Source organism: Rhodopseudomonas sp. NSM (genome assembly GCF_052445935.1).
Classification (GTDB): Bacteria; Pseudomonadota; Alphaproteobacteria; order Rhizobiales; family Xanthobacteraceae; genus Rhodopseudomonas.
In genome coordinates this window covers 728,622-751,304 of record NZ_JBQTCH010000001.1, presented here as the reverse complement: position 1 = coordinate 751,304, position 22,683 = coordinate 728,622, and the positions used below count along the sequence as shown (strand labels likewise).

Below are 22,683 nucleotides of genomic sequence, written 5' to 3'. Positions count from 1 at the left end.
GCTGGCGCCGAGGCCGTGAACATCCGTTCAGGCCGGATCGCGCAATGAGCGCAGCCTCGCGCCCCGACGCCAGGCCAAACGTCCAGGCCGGCGGCTCGCCGGCTTCCGGCCGTTGGCTGTTCCCGGCGGGCTTGCGCAACTTCGTCCGCAACCGCGAAATCGGTCTGGTGATCGTGGCGATGGTGATCGGGCTGCTGTCGGGCCTGCTGGTCGCAACGATCACGTTGCTGAGCGAACTCGCGCACGCCATCCTGTTCGACATACCGTTCGACAACAAGCTGAGCGCGAGCGGCGTGATTTCATGGCAGCGGACGCTGCTGGTGCCGATCGCCGGCGCTGTCATTCTGGCGCTGATCGGCATCTTCTATGCCGGCCGCTTCAAGGGGCAACTCGCCGACGCGATCGAGGCCAACGCGCTGTATGGCGGCCGGATGTCGATGCGCGGCAGTCTGCTGATCTCGATCCAGACCCTGCTGTCCAACGGCTTCGGAGGATCGGTGGGGCTCGAAGCCGGCTACACCCAGATCTGCGCGGCGTTCAGCTCGCATATCGGACAGCGCCTCGCGGCACGCCGCGCCGATATGCGGCTGCTGGTGGCGTGCGGCGCCGCCGGCGCGATCAGCGCCGCGTTCTCGGCGCCGCTGGCCGGCGCGTTCTTCGCCTTCGAGGTCGTGCTCGGCGCCTATACGTCGGCGGCCCTGGTGCCGGTGATCGCCAGCGCCGTGGCGGCGTGGCTGGTCACGCGACATCTGGCGCATCAGCAGTTTCTGATGGTGCCGGGCGTGCCCTCGCCGGTGTCGGTCGAGATGATCGGCCAGGTCATGGTCGTAGGCATTCTGTGCGCGTTCTTCAGCATCGTGGTGATGCTGGCCGTGGCGTTCGCGGAGCGCGTGATGCAGCGGATCACCTGGCTGCGCGGCGGGCTGCGCCTGGTCGTCGGCGCCGCGTTGCTCGGCTGCCTCGGGCTGCTGACGCCGACCGTGCTGGGCTCCGGCCACGGCGCGATGCAGATTCTGCTGATCAGCAGTCCGACCTGGCTGATGCTGGCCACCACGATCCTGCTCAAGACCGCCGCGTCGGCGATCTCGCTCGGCGCAGGCTTTCGCGGCGGCCTGTTCTTCGCCTCGCTGATGCTCGGATCGATGATCGGCCAGCTCTACAGCACGGTGCTGAGCGGCCCGTTTCCCGAGCTGGCGCTGCAGCCGGGAACGGCGGCGGTCGCCGGCATGGTCGCGCTCGGCACCGGCGTGATCGGCGCGCCGTTCAGCATGGTATGTCTCGCGCTCGAACTCACCGGCGACTTCTCGATCACGGCGGGCGCGGTGGTCGCAGCGTCGATCAGCGCGATGATCGTGCGCGAACTGTTCGGCTACAGCTTCGCGACCTGGCGCTTTCATCTGCGCGGCGAGGCCATCCGCGGGCCGCAGGACGTCGGCTGGGTCAGGCAGATCAGTGCGGCGACCTTGATGCGGTCCGACTTCGAGACGGCGCAGGCGGCCATGCCGATCGTCGAGGCGCAGAGGCTGTTTCCGCCGGGGCGGATCAAGCAGATCGTGTTGCGGCAAACCGACGGCAGTTATGGCGGCATCGTGGAGGCGCCCGAACTGCACGGCAATGCCCATCCGGGCGATCAGACGCTCGGCACCCTCGCGCATCAGCGCGACGAATTCCTGCTGCCGGACGTCACCGTGCGCGACCTCGTGACCGCGTTCGACCGCAGCGAAGCCGACGTGCTGGTGGTGGTGAACAATGCCGAGGAGCGGGTGACGATCGGCCTCGTCAGCGAGGCGCATGTGCTGCGCACCTTCGCCACCGAACTCGAGCGGCGCAATCAGGAAGTGTTCTTCCGCTGATCGGATCAGATCAGGGGCGCAGGTCCATGTCGATCCGGACGAAGTCGCCGCGATAGGTGACTTCGCCGAGATAGATCACGGTGCGGTCGGCGCTGGTGAAGACGCGGCGCACTTCGGCGACCGGCGAGTTCAGCGGCACGCGCAGCAGCCGCGCGACCTCGAGGTCAGCGGTGCCGATGGTCAGCGTCTGCCGCGCGCTGGCGATCGCCGGGTCCTTCAGGTCCTTCAGGATCGGAATCACGGTCTGCTTGCGGAACTTGGCCGGCGAGCGGCGGAAGATCGTGTCGTCGAGATAGATCGAGATCACGCAATAAGGCTGGCCGTCGCGCGAATGCACCCGCCGCATGAAGACGTAGCGTTCCGCGGCCTTGCCGTCGGCCTCGATCAGGGGAGCCTTGCTAATACTTTCGGCGATGTTGATGATCTCGGGCGAGGTGTCCTGATAGACTTCAGCGAGATCGGACAGCGAGGTCTCGACCTTGAGCCAGCGGTCCTGCTTGACCTGGCCGGTGATGAAGGTGCCGCGGCCCTGCTGCGCTTCGAGCAGGCCGTCGCGCGCCAGTAACTCGACCGCCTGCCGGATGGTGACGCGCGAAACGCCGAATTCCTCGGCCAGCGCCTCGTTCGCCGGCAGCCTCATCCCGCGTGACCAGGTCCCGCGCGCGATCCGCTGCCGGAAGATGTCGGCGATCTGCGCGTATTTCGGCACGTGGCTGTCGGTGCTGAGGTCCATGGCCTGAGCATGACGATCCGCATCCCTGATGGCGTTGATCTTCCTCATGAGGCGATCAGGGCGGCGCCCTTTTCCCCGATCATCAGGCTGGCGGCGTTGGTGTTGGCCGAGGTGATCAGCGGCATCACCGAGGCGTCGACCACGCGCAGCCGCGCGACGCCGCGCACGCGCAGGTGAGGATCGACCACGGCGCCGTCGTCCGAACCCATCCGGCAGGTGCCGCAGGCGTGGAACACCGTGCCGCCGGTGGTGCGGGCGAACTCCCACAGCCCGGCGGCGTCGCTGACGGCGGCGCCCGGCACCACGTCGAGGTCCCAGCGGTCGCGAAACGACGGCTGGCGATAGATCTCGCGCAGGATTTCGAGGCCGGCGACGATGGTGTTGCGGTCGATTTCGCGCGCGAAGTAGTTCGGCGCGATGGTCGGCTGCTCGAACGGGTCGGTCGAGCGGATCGCCAGATGGCCGCGCGATTCGGCGTGGCACTGCCACACCGACGCGGTGAAGCCCGAGTAGCTGTGCAGCGGCTCGCCGGGCTTGTCGACCGACAGCGGCATGACGTTGAATTGCACGTCGGGGCGGCCGTCTTTTGCGTAGCGCGTGCAGGCCGCGCCGCCGACCTGTCCGGCGCCGGCGGTGAGCGGGCCGCTGCCGGCGAGCAGCCATTGCAGGCCCATCTTCGCGAGCCCGACCGGGCTGCGCACCTGATCGTTGAGCGAGTGCTTCTGCTTCAGCCGCACGATCATCCGCGCCTGATAATGATCCTGCAGATTGCGCCCGACCTCCGGCGCGTCGGCGACGATTTCGATGCCGAGGCCGCGCAGCAGCGCGGCAGGGCCGATGCCGGAGAGCTGCAGCAATTGCGGCGACTGCAATGCGCCCGCAGACAGGATCACTTCGCGCTCGGCGCGCGCCTGGATTCGTTGCCCGTCCTTGATCCATTCGACGCCGGCGGCCGTGGTGCCGTCGAACAGCACGCGGCTCGCCTGCGCCCGGGTGATCACCGTCAGATTCGGGCGGTGCATGACCGGATGCAGGAACGCCGAGGCCGAGCTCGAGCGCCAGCGCCGGCCGATGCCGAGCTGATAGGCGCCGACGCCGTAGGTGGTCGCGGCGTTGAAATCCGGATTGCGCGGCAGGCCGTATTCGGCGCCGGCCTGGACCCATGCGGCGGCGGCTTCGCTGCCGGTGCGCAGATCGGAGACTTCGAATTCGCCGAAGCCGCCGTGATACTGGCTGTCGCCGCCGCGATAGCGCTCGTAGCGCCGGAAATACGGCAGCAGGTCGTGATAATTCCAGCCGGTTGCGCCGAGCTTCTCCCAATCGTCGAAGCCGGCCGGCTCGCCGCGGATGAAGATCAGCCCGTTGATCGACGAAGAGCCGCCGAGCACGCGGCCGCGCGGCCAGACGATGGCGCGGCCGCCGGTGACGTCGCTCGGCTCGGTGATGAATTTGCGCGAGAAGCGGTCGTCATAGATCGAGCGATAATAGCCGACCGGTAGTTTGAGCCAGATGTTGCGGTCCGACCCGCCGGCTTCGAGCAGCAGCACGCGGCAGGCCGGATCGGCCGACAGCCGGTTGGCGACGATGCAGCCCGCGGAGCCGGCGCCGACGATGATGTAGTCGTAACCCTGGGCGGCCATCGGCGCTCAATCCTCACACGGTTCGATATTGCGCGATGCCGGCGAGGTCCGGCGTGATGCCGAGGCCGGGCGCATCGCCGAGCGTGATGGTGCCGTCGCTGATCGCGCCGACCGGGCCGCAGAAATTGTCGCGCAGCGGATTGTCGTTGATATCGACTTCCAGCAGGCCGTCGCCGCCGGTGCCGGCGAGCAGATGCGCCGACGCCAGCAGGCCGATGCCGCCGCCGAGATAATGCGGGCAGAAACGCTTGCCGGCGGCGAGGATGTCGCGGGCGATCGGCGCGCAGGCCGACAGTCCGCCCCATTTGGCGATGTCGGGCTGGATCACGCCGAGCGTGTCATCGCCGAGCGCCTGCGCGAAGCCGTCCCGGCTGGTGAAATTCTCGCCGGCGGCGAGCGGCATCGCGGCGGCGCGGCGCAGCGCCTGCCACTCCGGCCAAGGACGATCGGCGCGGATCGGCTCCTCGAGCCAGGCGAGGTTGTAGTCGCGAAGCTGCGGCGCCGCCTCGCATGCCTGCTGCAGCGTCCACGCCTGGTTGGCGTCGGCGGCGAGGGTGCCGTCGCCGACCAGCGCGCGCAGCGCGGCGAGATTGGGGTGATCGATCTCGGCGCCGAAGCCGATCTTCAGCTTGAGCGCGCGATGGCCGCGCGCCAGCGCCGCCTCGGCCATCTCCCGCGTGCCGGTGGGATTGATGCCGCTGGCATAGACCTTGATCGTGGCATTCACGCCGCCGAGCAGCCGCCACAGCGGCGTGGCGCCGCGTCGCGCCAACAGATCCCACAGCGCCAGATCGATGCCGGCGATCGCCTGCGCGAACGGGCCCTGCTCGCCCGATTGCAGCGCCAGCACGGCCGTGCGCTGCGTCAGCGCCGCGAACAATTCGGACGGATGCGCGATGCGGGCGCCCGCCGCGAGCGGCGCCAGCACCTCGTTGATGGTGCGGGCGCGATGCTCGGCGCCGGTGGCGGGAAAATTCGCCCACACCTCGCCCCAGCCGACGACGCCGTCCTCGTCGGTGACGCGGACGAAAACCGCGGGGCGGCTCGTCATCCGCCCGAATGAGGTCACAACCGGCAGCGACAACGGATAGCGGAAACACATCGCTTCGATGCTGCGGATGGTGAAATCCTGCGCGGTCATCGCGTCCCGTTCCGCGGCGCATTCGCCGCCTCTTGTATGGTCATCCTATTTATAGTATGACTTCGCCAACCGATCAACGCAAAGATGACGGACAACGCACGGGATGAACGGAAACGTCGCGAGGCGCGTGATACTCGGGCTCACGCCATGGGTCGGCGCGGTGCTGCTGTGGTACGCGGTGCGCTGGAGCGGCTTCGTCAACCCGTCGCTGATTCCCGCGCCGCACAACGTCGCGGCGAAATTCGTCGAGCTGCTGTTCCACGAACACCTCCTGCTCGACATCTGGGCCTCGACGCGCCGCGTGCTGCTCGGCGTGGTCGCGGGCATCGCGGTGGCGGTGCCGGTCGGTTTCGTGCTCGGCTGGTATCGCGGCGCGCGCACCTTCGCCGATCCGATGATCAACTTCTTTCGCGCCCTGCCGCCGATCGCGCTGATCCCGCTGGTGATCGTCTATTTCGGCGTCGACGAGGTGGCGAAGCTGGTGATCCTGTTCTACGCCTCGTTCTTCGCCGGCGTGATCGTGATGTATGAAGGCGTGTCGCAGATCACGCCGCTCTACATCCGCGTCGCGCACACTCTCGGCGCCAGCGAATTCGAGATCTTCCGCAAGGTGATCATTCCATTGACGGTACCGCATATCCTCACCGCGCTGCGGGTCGCGCTCGGCGTCGCCTGGGCAACGCTGGTGGCGTCCGAGCTGATCGCGGCGCAGCGCGGGCTCGGCGCGATGATCCAGAATGCCTCCACCTATTTCCTGCTCGACGTGATCTATGTCGGCATCATCTGCATCGGCTGCATCGCGCTGATCATGGACCTGATCCTGCGCCGGATCAGCGCCCGGCTGCTGGTGTGGCAGGAGAGGGCGTCGGCATGAACGGATCGACGCCTTTGCGGCCGCACCGCGCCCAGTTCGACCACGTCTCGCTCGCCTTCGACACCGCGAAGGGCAAGCTGCAGGTGGTCGAGGACGTTTCCTATGCGATCGACGACGGCGACTTCGTCGCGGTGATCGGCCCGTCCGGCTGCGGCAAGACCACGATGATGAGCATGCTGGCCGGCTTCGTGAAGCCGACCGGCGGCCGGGTGCTGTTCGACGGCGCGCCCGTGAAAGGGCCGGGCCCCGAACGTGGCGTGATCTTCCAGGAATACGGCGTGTTCCCGTGGCTCACCGTGCGCCAGAACATCGCCTTCGGGCTCGGGCTCAAGGCCAACCGCGTGCCGCCGGCCGAGCGCGACGCGATCTGCGATCACTATCTGACGCTGATGGGGCTGGCCGATTTCGCCAACGCCTATCCGAAACATCTGTCCGGCGGGATGCGGCAGCGGCTGGCGATCGCGCGCGCCTATGCGGTGAAGCCGCAGTTCCTGCTGATGGACGAGCCGTTCGGCGCGCTCGACGCGCAGACCCGCTCCAGCATGCAGAACCTGCTGCTGCAGGTGCTGGCCACGGAAAACAAGACGGTGATGCTGATCACCCATTCGGTCGAAGAGGCGATCTATCTCGCCTCGAAGATCATCGTCGTCACCGCACGGCCGTCGCGGATCAAGCAGATCATCGAGGTGCCGTTTCCCTATCCGCGCGACGAGAGCATTCAGGAGCGCAAGGAATTCGGCGAATTGCGCAGCGTGATCCGCGACCTGGTGATGAGCGAATATCGCAATCAGCAGGCCCAGGCCAGCGCCGTATCGTTTTCGGAATAACAACGAAGCCAACCAAGGCAACAGAGGGAGGACCGAGATGGACCGCAGGACGTTTCTCGCATCGACCGCCGGCATCGCGCTGAGCGCCTTCGCCGCGCCGGCGATCGCGCAAAGCAAGACCAGGATCCGCGTCGGCTATCTGCATACGCTCGCCGTCGACGGCCAGATCTGGACCGGGGTCGATCGCGGCCTGTTCGCCAAGCACGGGCTCGAACTCGAACTGCGCCAGTTCAACACCGGCCTCGAGATCTTTCAGGCGCTGATCGGCGGCAGCCTCGACGTGCTGTCGACCGGCGCGGTGCTGTCGAACTTCCCGGCGCGCGGCCAGGGCAAGGTGTTCCTCGTCAACAATATCGAAGTGGCGACGGCGCAGCTCTGGGTGCATCGCGACATGGGCATCAACAGCTTCGCCGACCTCAAGGGCAAACGCATCGCCACCGCGGTTGGCACCACCGCGCACGTCTTCCTCGACCGGGCGCTGCGCGCCAACAAGATCGACCCGAAGGAGGTCGAGATCCTGAACCAGTCCATGCCGGCGGCGGTGACGTCGTTCATCTCCGGGGCGGTGCCGGCGGTGGCGCTGTGGGTGCCGTTCAACGTCACCGTGCGCGACAAGGTCAAGGATGCGGTGAAGCTAACCGACGCGTCGGCGTTCTATCCGCAGGCGGCGATCATCGGCGGCTGGGCGGCGGCGAACGATTACTACGACGCCAACAAGGAGACGCTGACCAACCTGATCAAGGGCTGGGGCGAAGCCAATGACTACATCGTCGCCAACAGCGAGGACGCGCTGGAGGCGATCCAGAAAAGCCACTACAGCCAGACGCCGCTGTCCGACATCAAGGAGCAGTTCAAGGCGCAGAAGATGTTCTCGTCGAAAGACTGGGTGCGGATGTATGCCGACGGCAGCGTCACCAAATGGCTGCAGCAGTCGACCGACTTCTTCATGGGCGCCGCCAACATCAAGGAGTTCACGCCGGCCGAGAAGTATTTCGACCCGAGCCTGTATCTGAAGGCGATCGGGTGAAAAGAAGCCGTCGCCGGCAGGGCGTCGATCGAACTGCTCTGTGATGGATGGGGGTGTTTCCGTGTAGCGGGGCGTAGTTGCGTCAATACACAAGCCGTCATTGCCCGGCTTGGACCGGGCAACCCCGTATTGCAGAGCGGATCAGTTCTGCTGCGTCGCTGAACATCACCGCTCTGGGATACTGGATCCCCGCCTTCGCGGGGATGACGGCTGCGGGTGTTGCTGCGCGCTGCTCAGTAGCGCGCGCTCACCCCGCCTTCGCCAGCTCCGCCATATAGGCGCGCCAGCCGCCGAAATGGGTGATGTCGCGGGCGCCGTCGAGCGCGGCGGGCTCGGCGAGGAAGCCTTTGACCTGCGCGCCGTCGGCGAGCGTCAGCGTGCCGATCGACAAGGGCTGCGGGATCGCGGCGACGAAGCGCCCGAACGCGGCCGGCGACAGCGACCAGATTTCCAGCGCGATCGCAGCACCTGCGCCGGGGGCGACGCGCAGCATGCCGGGCTTCGGCGGCACCGTGCCCTTCAGCGCATAGAGCTTGTAGTCCGGCGCCGTCGCGACCGCGCGGACAAGCCGGCCGCCGAGCGCGGTGAGTTCGCCGTTCAGCGCCATGCCGGACAGATGCGCGCCGACCACGGCGATCTGAATCGCGCCGGCCTGCGCAGGCGCGTCGAGCGCCGCGAGCGGCGGTTGTTTCGTAGCGGTGGCGCCCATCGGCAGCGCGGTGTCGGCGTGGAAAACGCGGCCGAGACTGGCGAGCGCGGCATCGCGGCCGCCCGGCGCCAGCAGCGTGATGCCGAAGGGAATGCCGTCGGCGCGGATCGAGGCCGGGATCGCGAGGCCGCAGAGGTCGAGCAGGTTGACGAAATTCGTGTAGGTGCCGAGCCGGCTGTTCAGCGTGATCGGATCGGCCAGCACCTGCTCGACCGTGTAGGCGGTCGGCGCGGTCGGCAGCACCAGCGCGTCGAACCCGGCAAAGATGCCATCCGCGATCTTGCGCAGCGCCTGCAGCCGATACAACGCCGCGAAGGTGTCGGCGGCGCTGATCGCCTTGCCGCCGAGCGTGATCTGCCGCGTCACCGGATGCAGCGCATCGGGCGTGGCGTCGATCAGCTCGCGGATCGCCAGGTATCGCTCGGCGACCCACGGGCCGTCATAGAGCAGCCGTGCGGTCTCGTACAAAGGCGCGATGTCGACCTCGATCAGTTCCGCGCCGAGCTTCGTCCAGCGTTGCAGCGCGTCGGCATAGGCCTGTTCGGATTGCTGATCGCCAAAGAACTGCAACTGATCGGGGCGCGGCACGCCGAGCCGCGGCTTGTCCGGCATCGCCGTCATCGCCGCGACCGGCCGATCGCGCGAATACGGATCGGCGGCGTCGGGGGCGCCCATCACCCGCAGCGCCGTCATTGCGTCGTCGACAGTCAGGGCGAACACCGAGATGCAATCGAGCGTGCGGCACGCCGGCACGAGGCCGGTGGTCGAGATCAGGCCGAGGCTCGGCTTCAGCCCGACGATGTTGTTGAGCATCGCCGGGACACGGCCGGAGCCGGCGGTGTCGGTGCCGAGCGACAGCGGCACGAGCCCGGCGCCGACCGCGACCGCCGATCCCGAGCTGGAGCCGCCCGGCACCAGATCGGCGCGCATCGCGTTGCGCGGGATGCCGTAGGGCGAGCGCACGCCGACCAGGCCGGTGGCGAACTGATCGAGATTGGTCTTGCCGATGATGATCGCACCCGCCGCGCGCAGCCTCGCCACCGCGGTGGAATCCTGCGCCGGCTGATACGCAAAAGCCGGACAGGCCGCGGTGGTGGGAAGTCCCTCGACGTCGATATTATCCTTGACGGCGACCGGCACGCCGTAGAGCGGCAGCGCGGGGTCCTTCGCCGCGAGCGCCACGGCCTCGGCGACCGCATTGGCCTCGTCGCGCAGCGTGATGAACAGGGCGGGATCGGCATGAGCGCGGATGCGCGCGTAGCAGCGCGCGATCGTCTGCGCGGGCGTCGAGCTGCCGGCGCGATGCGCGGCGAGAATGTCGGCGATGGTTTCAGTCACACAAGGCTCCAGTCACACCGAGACGGCGTAGATTTCGTATTCGTCGCGCACCAGCGCGATGTGGCCGCGCATCGCAGCGGTCGCCGCGGTGCGGTCGCCGCGCATGATCGCGACAACGACGCGGTCGTGCTCGGCCTGCGATTTGGCGAGGCGACCGAGATTGCGGAACTGCGCGCGCCGGAACGGCTGCACCCGCACCCGCGTCGCCAGCGTGATTTCGGCGATGTGGTCATTGTGCGCGCCGGCATAGATCGCGTTGTGGAAGCGCTCGTTGACGTCGTGGAAACGCTCCGGATTGCCCTGGTGACTGAGCATCCGCAGTTCGTCGTGGATCGCCTCGAGGTCGCGGCGCTCCAGCGGCGTCATCCGCTCGGCGGCGTAGCCGGCGCACATCGCCTCGAGTTCGCCCATCGCCTCGAACATCCCGCTCAGCCGCTCGAATGACGGCTTCGCCACCACCGCGCCGTGATGCGGCCGCGACTCGACCAGCCCGCTCGTCACCAATTGCCGCAGCGCCTCGCGCACCGGCGTGCGCGACACGCTGAAGCGGTTGGCGATCTCGGTCTCGTCGAGCGGCGCGCCGGGCGGCAGCGCGCCGCGCACGATCTCGTCGGCGAGCTGTCGGCGCAGCTCCTCGGCGCGGGTGGTCTTGCCGACCACGACCGTCGGCTGGCCCGGCGCGGCAGCGACCGCGCCCGGTTTGGGCGCGATGATGCGGCGCTCGGTCGGGAGGGAATCGAAGGTCATGAGCCGGTCCGCGGTTCGTCGATGGCGCTGACATGCGCGGCGACGATGCGCCAACCTTCCGGAAAACGCACCCAGGTCTGCATCTGGCGGCCGACCTTGCCGGGCGCGCTGTCGCGCGTGAACAGCGTCGAGGCGACCGCCATGTCGCGGCCGTAGGCGGTGATCACCGTGCGCATCGTCTTGCGCATCAGCCCGACCGGCGATCGCGCGGCGCGAAAGCCCTGGATCTCGTCGTAGCCGTAGAGGTTTTCGCCGATGCCGTAGCGCAGCGTGCGCGGATCGTTGCGGAACAGCTCGCCGAGCGTGGCGACGTCGTTGGTGATCAGCGCGGTCTCGTAGCGGGCGAAGGCTTCGCCGACTTCGGCGAGCACGTCGGGCAGGTCGATGTCCATGTCAAAAATCCTATTCAGAAGATTTGCGGGCGCGGCGCGCGGGCGACGCCGGCGGTTTCGAGCGCCTGCGCGACGCGCAGCGCGATGTCCTCGCGCCACGGCGCGGCGATGATCTGGACGCCGATCGGCATCGGCTCGAGCGGGATCGGCACCGCGACCACCGGCAGGCCGATGAACGAGATCGGCTGGGTGTGGATGCCGATATTGGCGCGCACGGGGAGTTCGACGCCGTCGAGCATGAAGGTCTGCCGCCCGAGTTGCGGCGCGACGCAGGGCGTCGCCGGCGCGATGATGACGTCGACGTCCCTGAACAGCTCCAGCACGCGGGCACGGTACCAGCGGCGGAATTTCTGCGCGCGGTCGACCAGCGGCGCCGGGATCATCGCGCCGGCGATCAGCCGGTCGCGCACTGCAGGGTCGAAATCGTTGGGGCGGGTGCGCAGCCGGTCGAGATGCAGCGACGCGCCCTCGACGGTGGTGATGACGAAGGCCGCGGCGCGGGCGCGGGCGGCTTCGGGCAGCTCCACGGTCTTGCTGATATCGAGCGCCTTCGCCACGCGATCGACGGCTTCTCGGGCTTCGGGAAACAGATTGGCCGCGAAGTAACCGCCGGCCCGCGCGATGCGCAGGCCATCGAGCCCTTGCCCGAGCGCGGCGTGCACCGGCTCGGGGGGGCGCGTCGTGCAGGCCGCGTCGCCGGCATCCGGCCCCTGCATCGCGTCATAGGCGAGCGCGAGATCTGCTGTGCTGCGCGCGAACGGGCCGAGGTGATCGAAACTCGCGACGAACGGAAACGAGCGGCTGCGCGGCAGCCGGCCGTAGGTCGGCTTCAGCCCGAAGATGCCGCAGAACGAGGCCGGCACCCGGATCGAGCCGTTGGTGTCGGAGCCGAGCGCGAGCGGCACTTCGCCGCCGCCGACCGCGGCGCCGGAGCCGCCGGACGAGCCGCCGGTCATCCGCGTCGGATCCTGCGGATTGCGCGACGGGCCGTCGTGAAAATTCTCGCCGGTGAAGTCGTAGGCGTATTCGCCCATGTTCAGCGCGCCGATCAGCACCGCGCCGGCGGCTTCCAGGCGCTCGATCAGCACGGCGTCGCGTCTCGCCGGTGGATGATCGCGGTTGATCTTCGAGCCGGCGCGGGTCGTCAGGCCCTCGACATCGAACAGGTTCTTCACCGCGAACGGCACGCCGGCGAGCGGGCCGACTTTTTCGCCACGGGCGATCGCGGCGTCGAGCGCGCGAGCGCGGCCCCTCGCGCGCTCGGCGACGATGTCGGTGAAGGCGTTGAGCACCGGCTCGGCCTTCGCGATCCGCGCCAGCGCCGCTTCGGTGGCGTCGAGCGCGGTCATCGTGCGGTTGGTGACGGCCGCTGCGACCTCCGAGGCGGTCATCCAGTCGGGGGACATATCGGACTTGCTATCAGGCACTGAACACACTCGCGGGTTCGGTCTCATCGGGAAGCGGAAACTCATCAACCTGCCGCGCCAGCCTGAGCGAGGTCTCGAGATTGGCACGCACGGCGGGCTTCCAGGCGGGATCGATGGCGAGCCCCAGCGCGGCGGCCGCGGCGTCGATGTAGGTGTCGAGGGAATCGGTCAAGGCTTCAACCTTTTGAAATCTGCAGAGCATTAAGTTCGTCATTCCGGGGCGCGCGTAGCGCGAATCCGGAATCCATAACCACCGCCAGGGAGTATGGATTCCGGGCCCGCGCCAAGGGGCGCGTCCCGGAATGACAGTGGAGAAGTTTCGCGCCAACCATCAGCGCACCGTCGCCGAAGACGGCAGCGGCGGATGCGGGATCGCGGTCAAAAGTTCGCGGGTGTAGGCGTCCTGCGGGGCGCCGAGTACCTGCTCGGACGTTCCCTGCTCGACGATCCGGCCCGCGCGCATCACGATGACACGATCGCACAGGAGGCGCACCACGTTGAGGTCGTGCGACACGAACAGATAGCTCATTCCCATCGACTGCTTGAGATCCTGCAGCAGGTTCAGCACCACGGCCTGCACCGAAACGTCGAGCGCGGCGGTGGGTTCGTCGAGGATGATCAGCTTCGGCTCAAGCGCGATGGCGCGGGCGATGCCGACGCGGGCCTTCTGGCCGCCGGAGAGCTGGTGCGGAAAGCGGTCGAGCAGATCGAGCGGCAGGCCGACCTGCTCGGCGAGGTCTTCGCAGCGCGCGCGCAGCGCGTCGCGGCCCTTGACGTCGCCGAGCTGCATGATCGGATCGGCGATCGCGCGCGCCGCGGTGAAGCGCGGGTTGAGGCTGTCGGTCGGATCCTGAAACACCATCTGGATCGCCTTGCGCTGCGGCAGCCGCGCGAAACGTCCCGGCAGGATGGCGCCGATCTCCTCGCCGTCGAAACTGATCCGCCCCGAGGTCTGATCCAAGAGCCGCATCACCATCATCGAGGTCGTCGACTTGCCGCAGCCGGATTCGCCGACAAGCCCGACGCTCTCGCCATGGCCGACCGTAAAGCTGATGCCGTCGACGGCGCGGAAGACATCGGGCTCGACCGTGGGACCGCGCGAAAACAGTTTGCCGAGCACGGCGGTCGCGCCCTGGCGCGGATATTCCTTGACGAGCTTTTCGACGGAGAGGAGGGGGGTGGCCTGCTCCCTCTCCCCGCGTGCGGGGAGAGGGTCGGGGTGAGGGGGCGTCTCCGAGCGGCCGAGCGCTGCGACTCGTGGAGACGCCCCCTCACCCGGATCATCGCTGCGCGCTGATCCGACCTCTCCCCGCGCGCGGGGCGAGGTGAGGGATGCCATCTCCGCACGCTCCTCCTCAGGCAACAGCTCGCGCAAACTCACGCCGAGCCGCGGCGTCGCGCGCATCAGCTTCTTCGTATAGGGGTGCTGCGGGTTGGCGAAGATGTCGGCGGCCAGCGCGGTCTCGACGACGCGGCCCTTCTCCATCACCACGACGCGGTCGCAATAGGCGGCGGCGAGGCCGAGGTCGTGGGTGATCAGGATCGTCGACAGGCCACGACTACGCGTCAGTTCGACGATCAGGTCCATCACCGCCTTCTGCGTGGTGACGTCGAGGCCGGTGGTCGGCTCGTCGGCGATCAGCAATTGCGGATTGCAGGCCAGCGCCAGCGCGATCACGACGCGCTGGCACATCCCGCCGGAGAGCTGGAACGGATAGGCGTGGTAGCGCTCGCGCGGCCGCGCGATCTTCACCGCCTCCAGTGCGGCGATCGCCTTCTCGCCGCGGTCGGACGAGGTCGACTGCACGTGCTGGCGCAGCACGTCCTCGATCTGGTCGCCGACCTTGCGGATCGGATTGAGCGCGGCGCGCGGGTTCTGGAAGATCATCGAGATCTCGCGGCCGCGCAGGTCGCGCATCTGGTCTTCGGTCGCGGCCTTGATGTCGATGCCGCCGAACATCACCGAGCCTTCGGCGATCCTGCCGGCGCGGTCGAGAATCCGCATCACCGCATAGGACGTCACCGACTTTCCGGAGCCGCTTTCGCCGACGATCGCCAGCGTCTCGCCCTTGCCGACCGAGATATCGACGTGCTGCACCGCCGTGACGATGCCGCGGCGGGTGGCGAATTCGACGGTGAGGTCACGGACGTCGAGGAGAGGTTGGGTGGTCATGACGACATCTCCACAAGCACGGCGCGCTCCCTCGCCCCGCTGTTGCGGGGAGAGGGTTGGGGTGAGGGGCTGCTGCGGCCCAGCGGGTGCAGCGATTGAGTTGGGCTCAGTGCCCGGCCCCTCACCCGACCGGCTGCGCTGCGCTTCGCCGGTCGACCTCTCCCCGCGCAGAGCGGGGAGAGGTTAGGCTGTGCACGTGGAAGGACAGTGGTCATCGCTCACGTCCTCCGCTGCGGGTCGAAGATGTCGCGCAGGCCGTCGCCGAGCAGGTTGAAGCAGAACACGGCGGTCATCAGCGCGAGGCCGGGGAACAGCGCGATCCACCATTCGCCCGACACCATGAAGCTCGCGCCCTCGGCGACCATGATGCCCCATTCTGCCGTCGGCGGACGGACGCCGAGGCCGATGAAGGACAGGCCGGCGGCGTTGAGGATGGCGTAGCCCATCGTCAGCGACATCTGCACGATCATGATCGGCATGATGTTCGGCAGGATGTGCACCAGCAGGATGCGCATTTCGCTGTTGCCGGAGAGTCGCGCCGCCATCACGAAGCCGGCGTCGCGGCGGACGTTGGCTTCGGCGCGGGCGACGCGCGCGTAGAGCGGGAAGTTCACGATCGCGGTGGCGATGATGATGTTCTGTACAGTGTTGCCGAGCGCCGCGACGATACCCATCGCCAGCACGAAGAGCGGAAACGCCATGATGGTGTCGGCGATGCGGCCGACGATGCGGTCGGTCCAGCCGCCGAAGTAACCCGCCGCGATGCCGGCGAGGCCGCCCATCAGGAACACCAGCACGACCGAGGCGACCGCGATGAACAGATCGAGCCGGGTGGCGACGACGACCCGGCTGAAGATGTCGCGGCCGAGCTGGTCTGTGCCGAACCAGTGCGCCGCGGACGGCGGCTTCAGCGCCTGCGCGGTGTTGCTGGCCATCGGGTCGTACGGCACGACGTACGGGCCGAACAGTGCGGCGAACACGATCACCACCAGCAGGCCGAAGGCGAAGGCGGTGACGCGGTTGTCGCCGAGCACGTAGCGGGTGTGGGCGATCATCTCGACGAGGCCGGAGCGCCGCGCCGGTCGCGCGGCCTCTGCGGCCTTTGATGGCGTGGCGGTTTTGTCGATCGGGGGCGCGACGCTGCTCATGTCCATTATCCCTCCAGCCGCACGCGCGGATCGATCACGCCGTAGAGAATGTCGATCACCAGGTTTAGCAACACGTACATGATCGCCATGGTGAGCACGAAGCCCTGCACCGGGGCGAAGTCCGACGAGATCAGCGCCTCGACCGCGTAGGAGCCGATGCCCGGCCAGGCGAACACCTTCTCGACCAGCACATTGGCGCCGAGCAGGAACGAAAACACCATGCTGAGCGTGGTGATCACCGGCAGCATCGCGTTGCGGAACGCGTAGGTCATCGTCACCTTGGTGGGCGACAGGCCGGAGGCGCGCGCGGTGCGGACGAAATCCGACGACAGGATCGCCAGCATCGAGGCCCGGGTCATGCGCGCGATCGGCGCCAGCGAGAAGATCGCCAGCGTCAGCGCCGGAAGCAAAAGCTGGCTCAGCGCCGAGCGAAAAGTCTCGAGATCGCGCGCGATCAGGCTGTCGATCAGATAGAAGCCGGTGATGGTCGGCGGCGCCGAATAGAACACGTCGAGCCGGCCGAGGGGGGCGGGCGACCAGCCGAGCTTGAAGTAGAACACATAGACCAGCAGCAGCCCGGTGAAGAACACCGGCAGCGAGACGCCGGCCGTGGTGGTGACGCGGCAGATGTGATCGATCCACGAGCCCGGCCGCGTCGCCGCCATGATGCCGAGCGGGATCGCGATCACGATCGCCAGCGCGAGGCCGAGCAGCGTCAGCTCGGCGGAGGCCGGCAGCCGGTTGCGGATCTCGGTTGCGACCGGCTGGCCGGTGGTCAGCGACTGGCCGAGGTCGCCCTGGGCGAGCTCGGTGGTGTAGCGGACGAATTGTTCGGCCAGCGACTTGTCGAGGCCGAGCTTCTGGCGGATCTGCTCGATCGCCTCCTTGCTGGCCGCAGGCCCGGCGAAATACGCCGCCGGATCGCCGGGCAGCGCGCGGGTCAGCAGGAAAGTGACGATCACCACGCCGATCAGGCTGGGGATCGCGAACATCAGGCGCTTGGCGATCAGGGTGAGCATCGTTCTAAAGCTCCAAACGCGGGCAGGGCGTCATCCTGAGGTGCGCGCCGCCTTGGCGGCGCGCCTCGAAGGATGGTGTGAAGGCGACGCCCATCGGGTCATCCTTCGAGGCGCGCAAGGGCGCGCACCTCAGGATGACGGCAAAGGCCGAGGGCGTTGCCATGGCATCCATGCAGGTGCCCTCAGCCCTTCACCATCGTGCGGTAGTCGAGCCGGCGGTGGAACCAGTAGGCGAAGCCGGAGATGTTCTTCTGCATCGCGACGTTGAGATAGGGCTGGTACAGCGGCACGCGCGGGATGTCCTTGAACGCCAGGTCGACGAAGCCTTTGACGTCGCTGTCGTAGGTCGGCATGTCGCCGGCCGCGGCGGCGACGCGGGCGCCTTCGATCAATTTGTCCATCTCGGGCGAGTTGTAGTTCATGGTGTTGAAGATCGAATTGCCGCTGCGGTAGCACCAGTAGAAGAAGTACTCCGGATAATCGAGCCAGCCCGAGAAGATGTTGACGTAGAGCGGCAGCACCTTCTTGTTCAGCTCGGTGCGCCAGTTGGCGCCGGGGATCTTGTTGATCGTGCAGCGGATGCCGATCTGCGCGAGGCTCTCCTGGATCAGGATGCACATCGGCTCGTTGACGCCGGCGAAGCCGAGGTCGAACGACAGCGTGGTGTCGAAGCCGGCGGCGTGGCCCGCTTCCGCCATCAGCGCCTTGGCCTTGGCGATGTCGGTGTTGTACTTGGTCGGCTGCGGCCACTTCACTTCGGTCGCCTTGTCGGCGGCGGCGCCGAACATCGGATTGGCGAGGCCGAACATCACCGCGTCGATGATCTTCTGATACGGCACCGCATAGGCGACCGCCTCGCGCACCTTCGGATTGTCGAACGGCGGCTGGCTGACGTTCATGCCGAGATACTGGATGCCGTTGCTGATCGGCAGCGACACGACGTTGATCTTGCCGTCGCGCTTCATCTCGGCGAAGTCCTGGTTCGGCAACTCATACGAGATGTCGGCGTCGCCGCGCTCCAGCAGGGCGCGGCGGTTGCCGGCCTGCGGCACCATCCGCCAGATCACGCGCTTGATCTTCGGCAGCGGGCCGCCGACCCATTTGTCGTTGCGCTCCATGATCACTTCGGTGCCGGCGGTCCACTTCACCACGCGATAGGCGCCGGAGCCGGCGGTGTTCTGCTTGGTGTATTCGAGGCCCCACGGGTCCTTCTCGCTGGCGTGCTTCTTCACCAGTCCGGAATTGACGACGCAGGGCACGATCACCGCGAGGTCGGGAATCGTGAGCTTGTCCTTCCTGAGAAAATCCACCCGCACGGTGTGATCGTCGACCACCACGAACTGCTCGGGCTTGGTCAGCGAGCCGGCGCTCATCTGGAAGGTCGGGAAGCCGCCGACGCTGACCGAGCGGTCGAGCGACCACTTCACGTCCTTGGCGGTGACCGGGGTGCCGTCCTGGAAAGTCGCGTTCTTCTTCAGCTTGAAGGTCGCCGACATGTCGCCGACCACCATGTCCTCGGCGAGTTCGCCCTTGAACTTGTCCTTGTCGTAGTAGGGAACGCCGCCGGGGCCTTCCTTCATCTCGTGGGTGATCAGCCGGTCGTAGCAGTTCCAGGATACCTCGTAGCCCGGCACGTTGGTGCCGATGCCGTGGATGTCGAGATTGTTCGGGCCGCTTTCGGACACCACCAGCAGGGACTCCGACCGCGCGTCCGCCTTGGCGGCGGACCAGATCGCGGGCGCCGGCACCATCGCGCCGGCGGCAAGGGCGGTGGCGGATTTGAGAAAATCGCGACGCTTCATAAAACACTCCAGGGCAAGAGGACTCGGGTCGGAACCTGGATCGCAAACTTCATGCCAGCAGGGCGCAGCGCCCGCAGAGCATGTTTAAGCTTTTGAAAATGTGAATATAATTGCGTGCGGCCGGTCCGTGGGGAACGTCGCAGGACAGCGCGGGCATTGCATACAAAGAGCTCTATGATGCACATAATATGTGCAAATCTGCCGTCTGAGCATCAAAGCAGCGGGTAACGCTCAGGAGGGATTCGGCCGCATCCCGGGCTCGGAACTGTCGGCAGGAGCATCAAACGCGAACGGCGGCAGGTTGGCCCTGCCGCCGTTGGATGTTTCACGTCGAAAACCAGCCGCGGACAAATCCGCCGCTGGCTCGGAGGGTCAGTTCATTTTGGCGGCCTCGGTGCGGGGCGCCGAGGCGTAGATCACCTGATCACCGACCGGGTTGGACTCGATCGCGACCGTCGGGCGCACCACCGGGCGATGGCTGCGATACACCTCGAACGCGTACCACGCGGCGACGACCAGTGCGATCAGTCCGACCTGGCCTGCCGGCAGGATCAGCGACAGCGCGATCAGGGCCACCGCAATGGTGCCGGCCTTCACGACGCTCTCGCTGTCGGTGAACAGCGCGTTGAAGCGCTCCCAGTTCTCGCCCTTCCAGAACGGCGCGGTGAAGCGATCGAGACCGAACCGGGTCCAGGCGCCGCGGAAGCCGAGCTTGCGAGCCCACATCAGGTACAATGAGCCCGCGAATGCGAGCAGCGAAATCACGGCGCCGACGGGGCCGGCCGCGTAGCCGATCACCACGATGAGAGCGGCGGTGAATGCAATGATCCAGTATTGCATCGGGTTACCCTATCACCCGCTTTGCGGGTGCCTTTCCAATTTGATTCGTTGGGCGGCATGAGCCGTGCCGAGTATGTGCTGAATTCTGTGAATACACCGCAAAAATATTGACTGCTACTCGTTCGCGTGCCTAGCCATTCGACTAAAGGTAGCCGGATGGGGAAAATGCCGGGATTAGCACGCTGGGTGCGGCGACCTGTCGCGACGTGACAGCATCGCGTCGGCTCTGCCGCCGTTCAGTTTTGCTGGGTCGGCTCAACGCTCGCGGGCGCGGCATGCGTCCGCAGCGGCCTGTTCTCGGCCTCCGCAATCTTGGCGTCGCGCAGCCGCTTCGCGTCCCGGCTTGCCATGAACGGCATTCCGATCTTTCGAGCCTTCACCTGGACGGAGGACCGCGCCCGCTTCAGCGCTGCCGCCGCCCGCACGGCGGACGCTCCGCTGGCAATCAGTTCCTTGAGACGCTGCACCTGCTCGTCATCCCAAGGTCTGCAAGCATTGGTCTTTGTGGACATCGGCATCGACAACGTTTCCTTGCTCTGAAGCCCGTCGCTAATTCACACGCCAACCATTCGATCGGGCCTGATCTCTTACTTCCGCGCGTCAGTCGAAACTGATCAGTTCTGCACCGGGAACCAGATATTCAGCGCGTGAGCCGAGCTAAGCGGCTGGCTTCTGAACTCTGCGCGGTCTCCGAAAGCGGGCAATTTTCCGGATCCTCAGGTCCCGCGGTTCAATCGCTGCGAGCAACGAAAGTTCCACGGCCCCCGGATGTCGCGGGCGTGCCCGCGCTGGGCAGATCGGCGCCTGTCGCAAACCTGTCATCTGCGGCCGTTAGGTGAAGCCAAGCGTTGCGAAGGTACCCCGTTCGCGACGCCTGGATCATCGGGAGATATCATGAAGATTGCTCGCTTCGCCGCGGCGCTGATCGCGCTGTCGCTGTTCGCCGTCGCCCAGCCTGCGAAAGCCGCGGACGTGATCTGCTACAACTGCCCGCCGCAATGGGCCGATTGGGCGTCGATGCTGAAGGCCATCAAGACTGATCTCGGCTACGACATTCCGTTCGACAACAAGAACTCCGGCCAGGCGCTGTCGCAATTGCTGGCCGAGAAGAGCAATCCGGTCGCCGATATCGGCTATTTCGGCGTCAATTTCGGCATGAAGGCGAAGGCACAGGGCGTCACCCAGCCGTACAAGCCGCAGAGCCGCAGCACTGGAGCGAGGTTCCGGCCGGGCTCAAGGACCCGGACGGCGACTGGACCGCGATCCATTCCGGCACGCTCGGCCTGTTCGTCAATGTCGAAGCGCTCGGCGGCAAGCCGGTGCCGGCGTGCTGGAAGGATCTGCTGAAGCCCGACTACAAGGGCATGGTCGGCTATCTCGATCCGCCGTCGGCGGCGGTCGGTTATGTCGGTGCGGTCGCGGTCAATCTCGCGCTCGGCGGCAGCGACGGCGATTTCTCGCCGGCGATCGACTTCTTCAAGGCGCTGCACGGCAACGACGCCATCGTGCCGAAGCAGACCTCTTATGCGCGCGTGGTGTCGGGCGAAATCCCGATCTTGTTCGACTACGATTTCAACGCCTATCGCGCCAAATACACCGAGAAGAGCAAGTTCGCCTTCGTGATTCCGTGCGAGGGCTCGGTGGTGTTTCCCTATGTGGTCAGCCTGACCAAGGGCGCGCCGAATGCCGAGAAGGCCAAGAAGGTGATGGACTATCTGTTGTCCGACAAGGGCCAGGCGATCTGGACCAATGCCTATCTGCGGCCGGCGCGGCCGATCGAACTGCCCGAGGCGGTGAAGTCGAAGTTCCTGCCGGACAGCGACTACGCCCGTGCAAAAAGCGTCGACTGGGCGAAGATGGAAGCCGCGCAGAAGGCGTTCACCGACCGCTATCTGGCCGAGGTGCGGTGAGGGAGTTCGATCTCGCGGTCGTCTCCCGTCGGCGCGCATGCCGCTGAACGTTCGCGGCAGAATGCAAGCATCTCCCCGTCATGCCCGGCCTTGTGCCGGGCATCCACGTCTTGGGGCGGTGAAGAGAAGAAAGGCGTGGATGGCCGGGCCCTTCGCGACGAGGGGGTCTCTGCCCGCAGGGGCAACCAGCCCGCCATGACCAAGGTCGAGTGCGTAGTTGAGAATGCTGCTGGAATGCTGAAAATACTGTTGGCGTGGCCCTGATGTCGCAACGATCCTTCGCGCTCGCCTGCCTTGCTCCCCTCGTGGTGCTGACCGTCGCGTTCTTCGTGCTGCCGATGGCCCGGCTGGTGGTGGTCGGCGCCGAAGGGCCGCAGGGTGTCGCCGGCTATCTGGCGATCGTGCTCGAGCCGCGCTACCGCGCCACGCTGATCAACACCGTTGTGTTGGCGAGTGCGACCACGCTGGCGACGCTGGTGATCGCCACCATCGCGGCGATCTTCCTGCAGCGGCATCGCTTCCCCGGCCGCGCGGTGCTGGTCGCGATGCTGACCTTCCCGCTGGCGTTTCCGGGCGTGGTGATCGGCTTCCTGATCATCCTGCTGGCCGGACGCCAGGGGCTGATCGGCGACGTCACGCGGCTGCTCGGCGGTGGCAAGCTGGTGTTCGCCTATTCGATCTGGGGGCTGTTCCTGGGCTATCTGTATTTCTCGATCCCGCGCGTCATCCTCACCATCATGGCGGCGGTGCAGAAGCTCGATCCCGGCCTCGAGGAGGCCGCGCGATCGCTCGGCGCCAGCCCGTGGGCGGTGCAGCGCGACGTCGTGCTGCCGGCGCTGGGGCCGGCCTTCGTCGCCTCCGGCGCGATCGCGTTTGCGACCGCGATGGGCGCGTTCGGCACCGCCTTCACGCTGGCCACCAATATCGACGTGCTGCCGATGCTGATCTACACCGAGTTCACGCTGGCGGCGAATTTCGCCACCGCGGCGTCGCTGTCGATCGGCCTCGGGCTGATCTCCTGGGCGATGCTGGCGCTGGCGCGCTCGCTCAGCGGCGGCACCGTCGCGGCGACCGGTTAGCAGT

19 protein-coding genes and 1 pseudogene are annotated in these 22,683 nt (G+C 67.0%); 6 read left to right on the top strand and 14 right to left on the bottom strand.

Translation table 11 applies throughout. From position 1 onward, the window contains the following. Positions 1–44: 44 nt before the first annotated feature. On the top strand, positions 45–1,853 hold the full coding sequence (locus ACTZWT_RS03370) for a chloride channel protein (protein ID WP_444768292.1): 1,809 nt from the start codon (positions 45–47) through the stop codon (positions 1,851–1,853). 10 nt (positions 1,854–1,863) lie between these two features. On the opposite strand, the gene ACTZWT_RS03365 is transcribed toward ACTZWT_RS03370, so the two are convergent. The 3 genes from ACTZWT_RS03365 to ACTZWT_RS03355 are packed head-to-tail and all read right to left on the bottom strand — an operon-like array spanning position 1,864 to position 5,367. Then, complete coding sequence (locus tag ACTZWT_RS03365) at positions 1,864–2,586, bottom strand: GntR family transcriptional regulator (protein ID WP_444768291.1); 723 nt, start codon at positions 2,584–2,586, stop codon at positions 1,864–1,866. Positions 2,587–2,630: 44 nt separating this feature from the next. Continuing rightward, a complete protein-coding gene (locus tag ACTZWT_RS03360) occupies positions 2,631–4,226 on the bottom strand; it encodes a GMC family oxidoreductase (RefSeq protein WP_444768290.1) in 1,596 nt (531 codons plus the stop codon). Between the two features lie 13 nt (positions 4,227–4,239). Continuing rightward, positions 4,240–5,367 carry a mandelate racemase/muconate lactonizing enzyme family protein gene (locus ACTZWT_RS03355; protein WP_444768289.1) on the bottom strand — a complete coding sequence of 376 codons (1,128 nt, stop codon included), beginning with the start codon at positions 5,365–5,367 and terminating at the stop codon, positions 4,240–4,242. A gap of 103 nt (positions 5,368–5,470) precedes the next feature. Here ACTZWT_RS03355 and ACTZWT_RS03350 point away from each other — a divergent pair, with 103 nt between their 5' ends. From ACTZWT_RS03350 to ACTZWT_RS03340, 3 genes are read left to right on the top strand one after another with little or no spacing between them, the layout of a single operon-like run. Next, positions 5,471–6,241: an ABC transporter permease gene (locus tag ACTZWT_RS03350; protein WP_444768288.1), complete on the top strand. Its 771-nt coding sequence runs from the start codon at positions 5,471–5,473 to the stop codon at positions 6,239–6,241. Further along, positions 6,238–7,068, top strand: a complete 831-nt coding sequence (locus tag ACTZWT_RS03345; RefSeq protein ID WP_444768287.1) for an ABC transporter ATP-binding protein — start codon at positions 6,238–6,240, stop codon at positions 7,066–7,068. The genes ACTZWT_RS03350 and ACTZWT_RS03345 overlap by 4 nt, the downstream gene beginning before the upstream one ends. A 37-nt stretch (positions 7,069–7,105) precedes the next feature. Beyond that, positions 7,106–8,095, top strand: a complete 990-nt coding sequence (locus ACTZWT_RS03340; RefSeq protein WP_444768286.1) for an ABC transporter substrate-binding protein — start codon at positions 7,106–7,108, stop codon at positions 8,093–8,095. A gap of 247 nt (positions 8,096–8,342) precedes the next feature. Here ACTZWT_RS03340 and atzF read toward each other — a convergent pair whose 3' ends face one another. The 11 genes from atzF to ACTZWT_RS03285 all read right to left on the bottom strand — a co-directional run bounded on the left by atzF (position 8,343) and on the right by ACTZWT_RS03285 (position 20,208). Then, the gene (gene atzF, locus ACTZWT_RS03335; protein WP_444768285.1) at positions 8,343–10,142 is read right to left on the bottom strand and encodes an allophanate hydrolase; all 1,800 of its coding nucleotides are present in this window, start codon (positions 10,140–10,142) and stop codon (positions 8,343–8,345) included. Positions 10,143–10,154: 12 nt separating this feature from the next. Beyond that, positions 10,155–10,889 carry a GntR family transcriptional regulator gene (locus ACTZWT_RS03330; RefSeq protein ID WP_444768284.1) on the bottom strand — a complete coding sequence of 245 codons (735 nt, stop codon included), beginning with the start codon at positions 10,887–10,889 and terminating at the stop codon, positions 10,155–10,157. Then, positions 10,886–11,281, bottom strand: coding sequence for an oxalurate catabolism protein HpxZ (hpxZ, locus tag ACTZWT_RS03325; protein ID WP_444768283.1), 396 nt, complete (start codon positions 11,279–11,281; stop codon positions 10,886–10,888). The genes ACTZWT_RS03330 and hpxZ overlap by 4 nt, the downstream gene beginning before the upstream one ends. 14 nt (positions 11,282–11,295) lie before the next feature. Further along, positions 11,296–12,672 carry an AtzE family amidohydrolase gene (locus ACTZWT_RS03320; protein WP_444768461.1) on the bottom strand — a complete coding sequence of 459 codons (1,377 nt, stop codon included), beginning with the start codon at positions 12,670–12,672 and terminating at the stop codon, positions 11,296–11,298. A 28-nt stretch (positions 12,673–12,700) separates the two neighbouring features. After that, positions 12,701–12,910, bottom strand: a complete 210-nt coding sequence (locus tag ACTZWT_RS03315) for a DUF4089 domain-containing protein (protein WP_444768460.1) — start codon at positions 12,908–12,910, stop codon at positions 12,701–12,703. 129 nt (positions 12,911–13,039) lie between these two features. Next, complete coding sequence (locus ACTZWT_RS03310; RefSeq protein WP_444768282.1) at positions 13,040–14,881, bottom strand: dipeptide ABC transporter ATP-binding protein; 1,842 nt, start codon at positions 14,879–14,881, stop codon at positions 13,040–13,042. A gap of 218 nt (positions 14,882–15,099) precedes the next feature. Continuing rightward, on the bottom strand, positions 15,100–16,029 hold the full coding sequence (locus ACTZWT_RS03305; RefSeq protein WP_444768281.1) for an ABC transporter permease: 930 nt from the start codon (positions 16,027–16,029) through the stop codon (positions 15,100–15,102). Positions 16,030–16,034: 5 nt separating this feature from the next. Beyond that, positions 16,035–17,048, bottom strand: coding sequence for an ABC transporter permease (locus ACTZWT_RS03300; protein WP_444768280.1), 1,014 nt, complete (start codon positions 17,046–17,048; stop codon positions 16,035–16,037). 182 nt (positions 17,049–17,230) lie between these two features. After that, complete coding sequence (locus ACTZWT_RS03295; protein ID WP_444768279.1) at positions 17,231–18,850, bottom strand: ABC transporter substrate-binding protein; 1,620 nt, start codon at positions 18,848–18,850, stop codon at positions 17,231–17,233. A gap of 372 nt (positions 18,851–19,222) precedes the next feature. Continuing rightward, complete coding sequence (locus ACTZWT_RS03290) at positions 19,223–19,690, bottom strand: hypothetical protein (RefSeq protein ID WP_444768278.1); 468 nt, start codon at positions 19,688–19,690, stop codon at positions 19,223–19,225. 236 nt (positions 19,691–19,926) lie between these two features. Then, entirely contained in the window at positions 19,927–20,208 is a 282-nt protein-coding gene (locus ACTZWT_RS03285; RefSeq protein ID WP_444768277.1) for a hypothetical protein, read from the bottom strand. 376 nt (positions 20,209–20,584) lie between these two features. Here ACTZWT_RS03285 and ACTZWT_RS03280 point away from each other — a divergent pair. Both ACTZWT_RS03280 and ACTZWT_RS03275 read left to right on the top strand, forming a co-directional pair. Continuing rightward, positions 20,585–21,600, top strand: a pseudogene (locus ACTZWT_RS03280) (ABC transporter substrate-binding protein). Positions 21,601–21,863: 263 nt separating this feature from the next. Beyond that, positions 21,864–22,679 (top strand): ABC transporter permease, encoded by an 816-nt coding sequence (locus ACTZWT_RS03275; protein WP_444768276.1) that lies wholly within the window; start codon positions 21,864–21,866, stop codon positions 22,677–22,679. The last annotated feature ends 4 nt before the right edge of the window (positions 22,680–22,683 follow it).

Excerpts from the sequence above, each read along its gene's own strand:
- ACTZWT_RS03305 (WP_444768281.1), bottom strand. The coding sequence starts at position 16,029 with ATGAGCAGCGTCGCGCCCCCGATCGACAAAACCGCCACGCCATCAAAG.
- ACTZWT_RS03285 (WP_444768277.1), bottom strand. The coding sequence starts at position 20,208 with ATGCCGATGTCCACAAAGACCAATGCTTGCAGACCTTGGGATGACGAG.
- ACTZWT_RS03350 (WP_444768288.1), top strand. The coding sequence starts at position 5,471 with ATGAACGGAAACGTCGCGAGGCGCGTGATACTCGGGCTCACGCCATGG.
- ACTZWT_RS03365 (WP_444768291.1), bottom strand. The coding sequence starts at position 2,586 with ATGGACCTCAGCACCGACAGCCACGTGCCGAAATACGCGCAGATCGCC.
- hpxZ (WP_444768283.1), bottom strand. The coding sequence starts at position 11,281 with ATGGACATCGACCTGCCCGACGTGCTCGCCGAAGTCGGCGAAGCCTTC.
- ACTZWT_RS03345 (WP_444768287.1), top strand. The coding sequence starts at position 6,238 with ATGAACGGATCGACGCCTTTGCGGCCGCACCGCGCCCAGTTCGACCAC.
- ACTZWT_RS03315 (WP_444768460.1), bottom strand. The coding sequence starts at position 12,910 with ATGCTCTGCAGATTTCAAAAGGTTGAAGCCTTGACCGATTCCCTCGAC.
- ACTZWT_RS03370 (WP_444768292.1), top strand. The coding sequence starts at position 45 with ATGAGCGCAGCCTCGCGCCCCGACGCCAGGCCAAACGTCCAGGCCGGC.
- ACTZWT_RS03295 (WP_444768279.1), bottom strand. The coding sequence starts at position 18,850 with ATGAAGCGTCGCGATTTTCTCAAATCCGCCACCGCCCTTGCCGCCGGC.
- ACTZWT_RS03310 (WP_444768282.1), bottom strand. The coding sequence starts at position 14,881 with ATGACCACCCAACCTCTCCTCGACGTCCGTGACCTCACCGTCGAATTC.
- ACTZWT_RS03320 (WP_444768461.1), bottom strand. The coding sequence starts at position 12,672 with ATGACCGCCTCGGAGGTCGCAGCGGCCGTCACCAACCGCACGATGACC.
- ACTZWT_RS03360 (WP_444768290.1), bottom strand. The coding sequence starts at position 4,226 with ATGGCCGCCCAGGGTTACGACTACATCATCGTCGGCGCCGGCTCCGCG.
- ACTZWT_RS03275 (WP_444768276.1), top strand. The coding sequence starts at position 21,864 with ATGTCGCAACGATCCTTCGCGCTCGCCTGCCTTGCTCCCCTCGTGGTG.
- ACTZWT_RS03300 (WP_444768280.1), bottom strand. The coding sequence starts at position 17,048 with ATGCTCACCCTGATCGCCAAGCGCCTGATGTTCGCGATCCCCAGCCTG.
- ACTZWT_RS03355 (WP_444768289.1), bottom strand. The coding sequence starts at position 5,367 with ATGACCGCGCAGGATTTCACCATCCGCAGCATCGAAGCGATGTGTTTC.
- ACTZWT_RS03340 (WP_444768286.1), top strand. The coding sequence starts at position 7,106 with ATGGACCGCAGGACGTTTCTCGCATCGACCGCCGGCATCGCGCTGAGC.
- ACTZWT_RS03290 (WP_444768278.1), bottom strand. The coding sequence starts at position 19,690 with ATGCAATACTGGATCATTGCATTCACCGCCGCTCTCATCGTGGTGATC.
- ACTZWT_RS03330 (WP_444768284.1), bottom strand. The coding sequence starts at position 10,889 with ATGACCTTCGATTCCCTCCCGACCGAGCGCCGCATCATCGCGCCCAAA.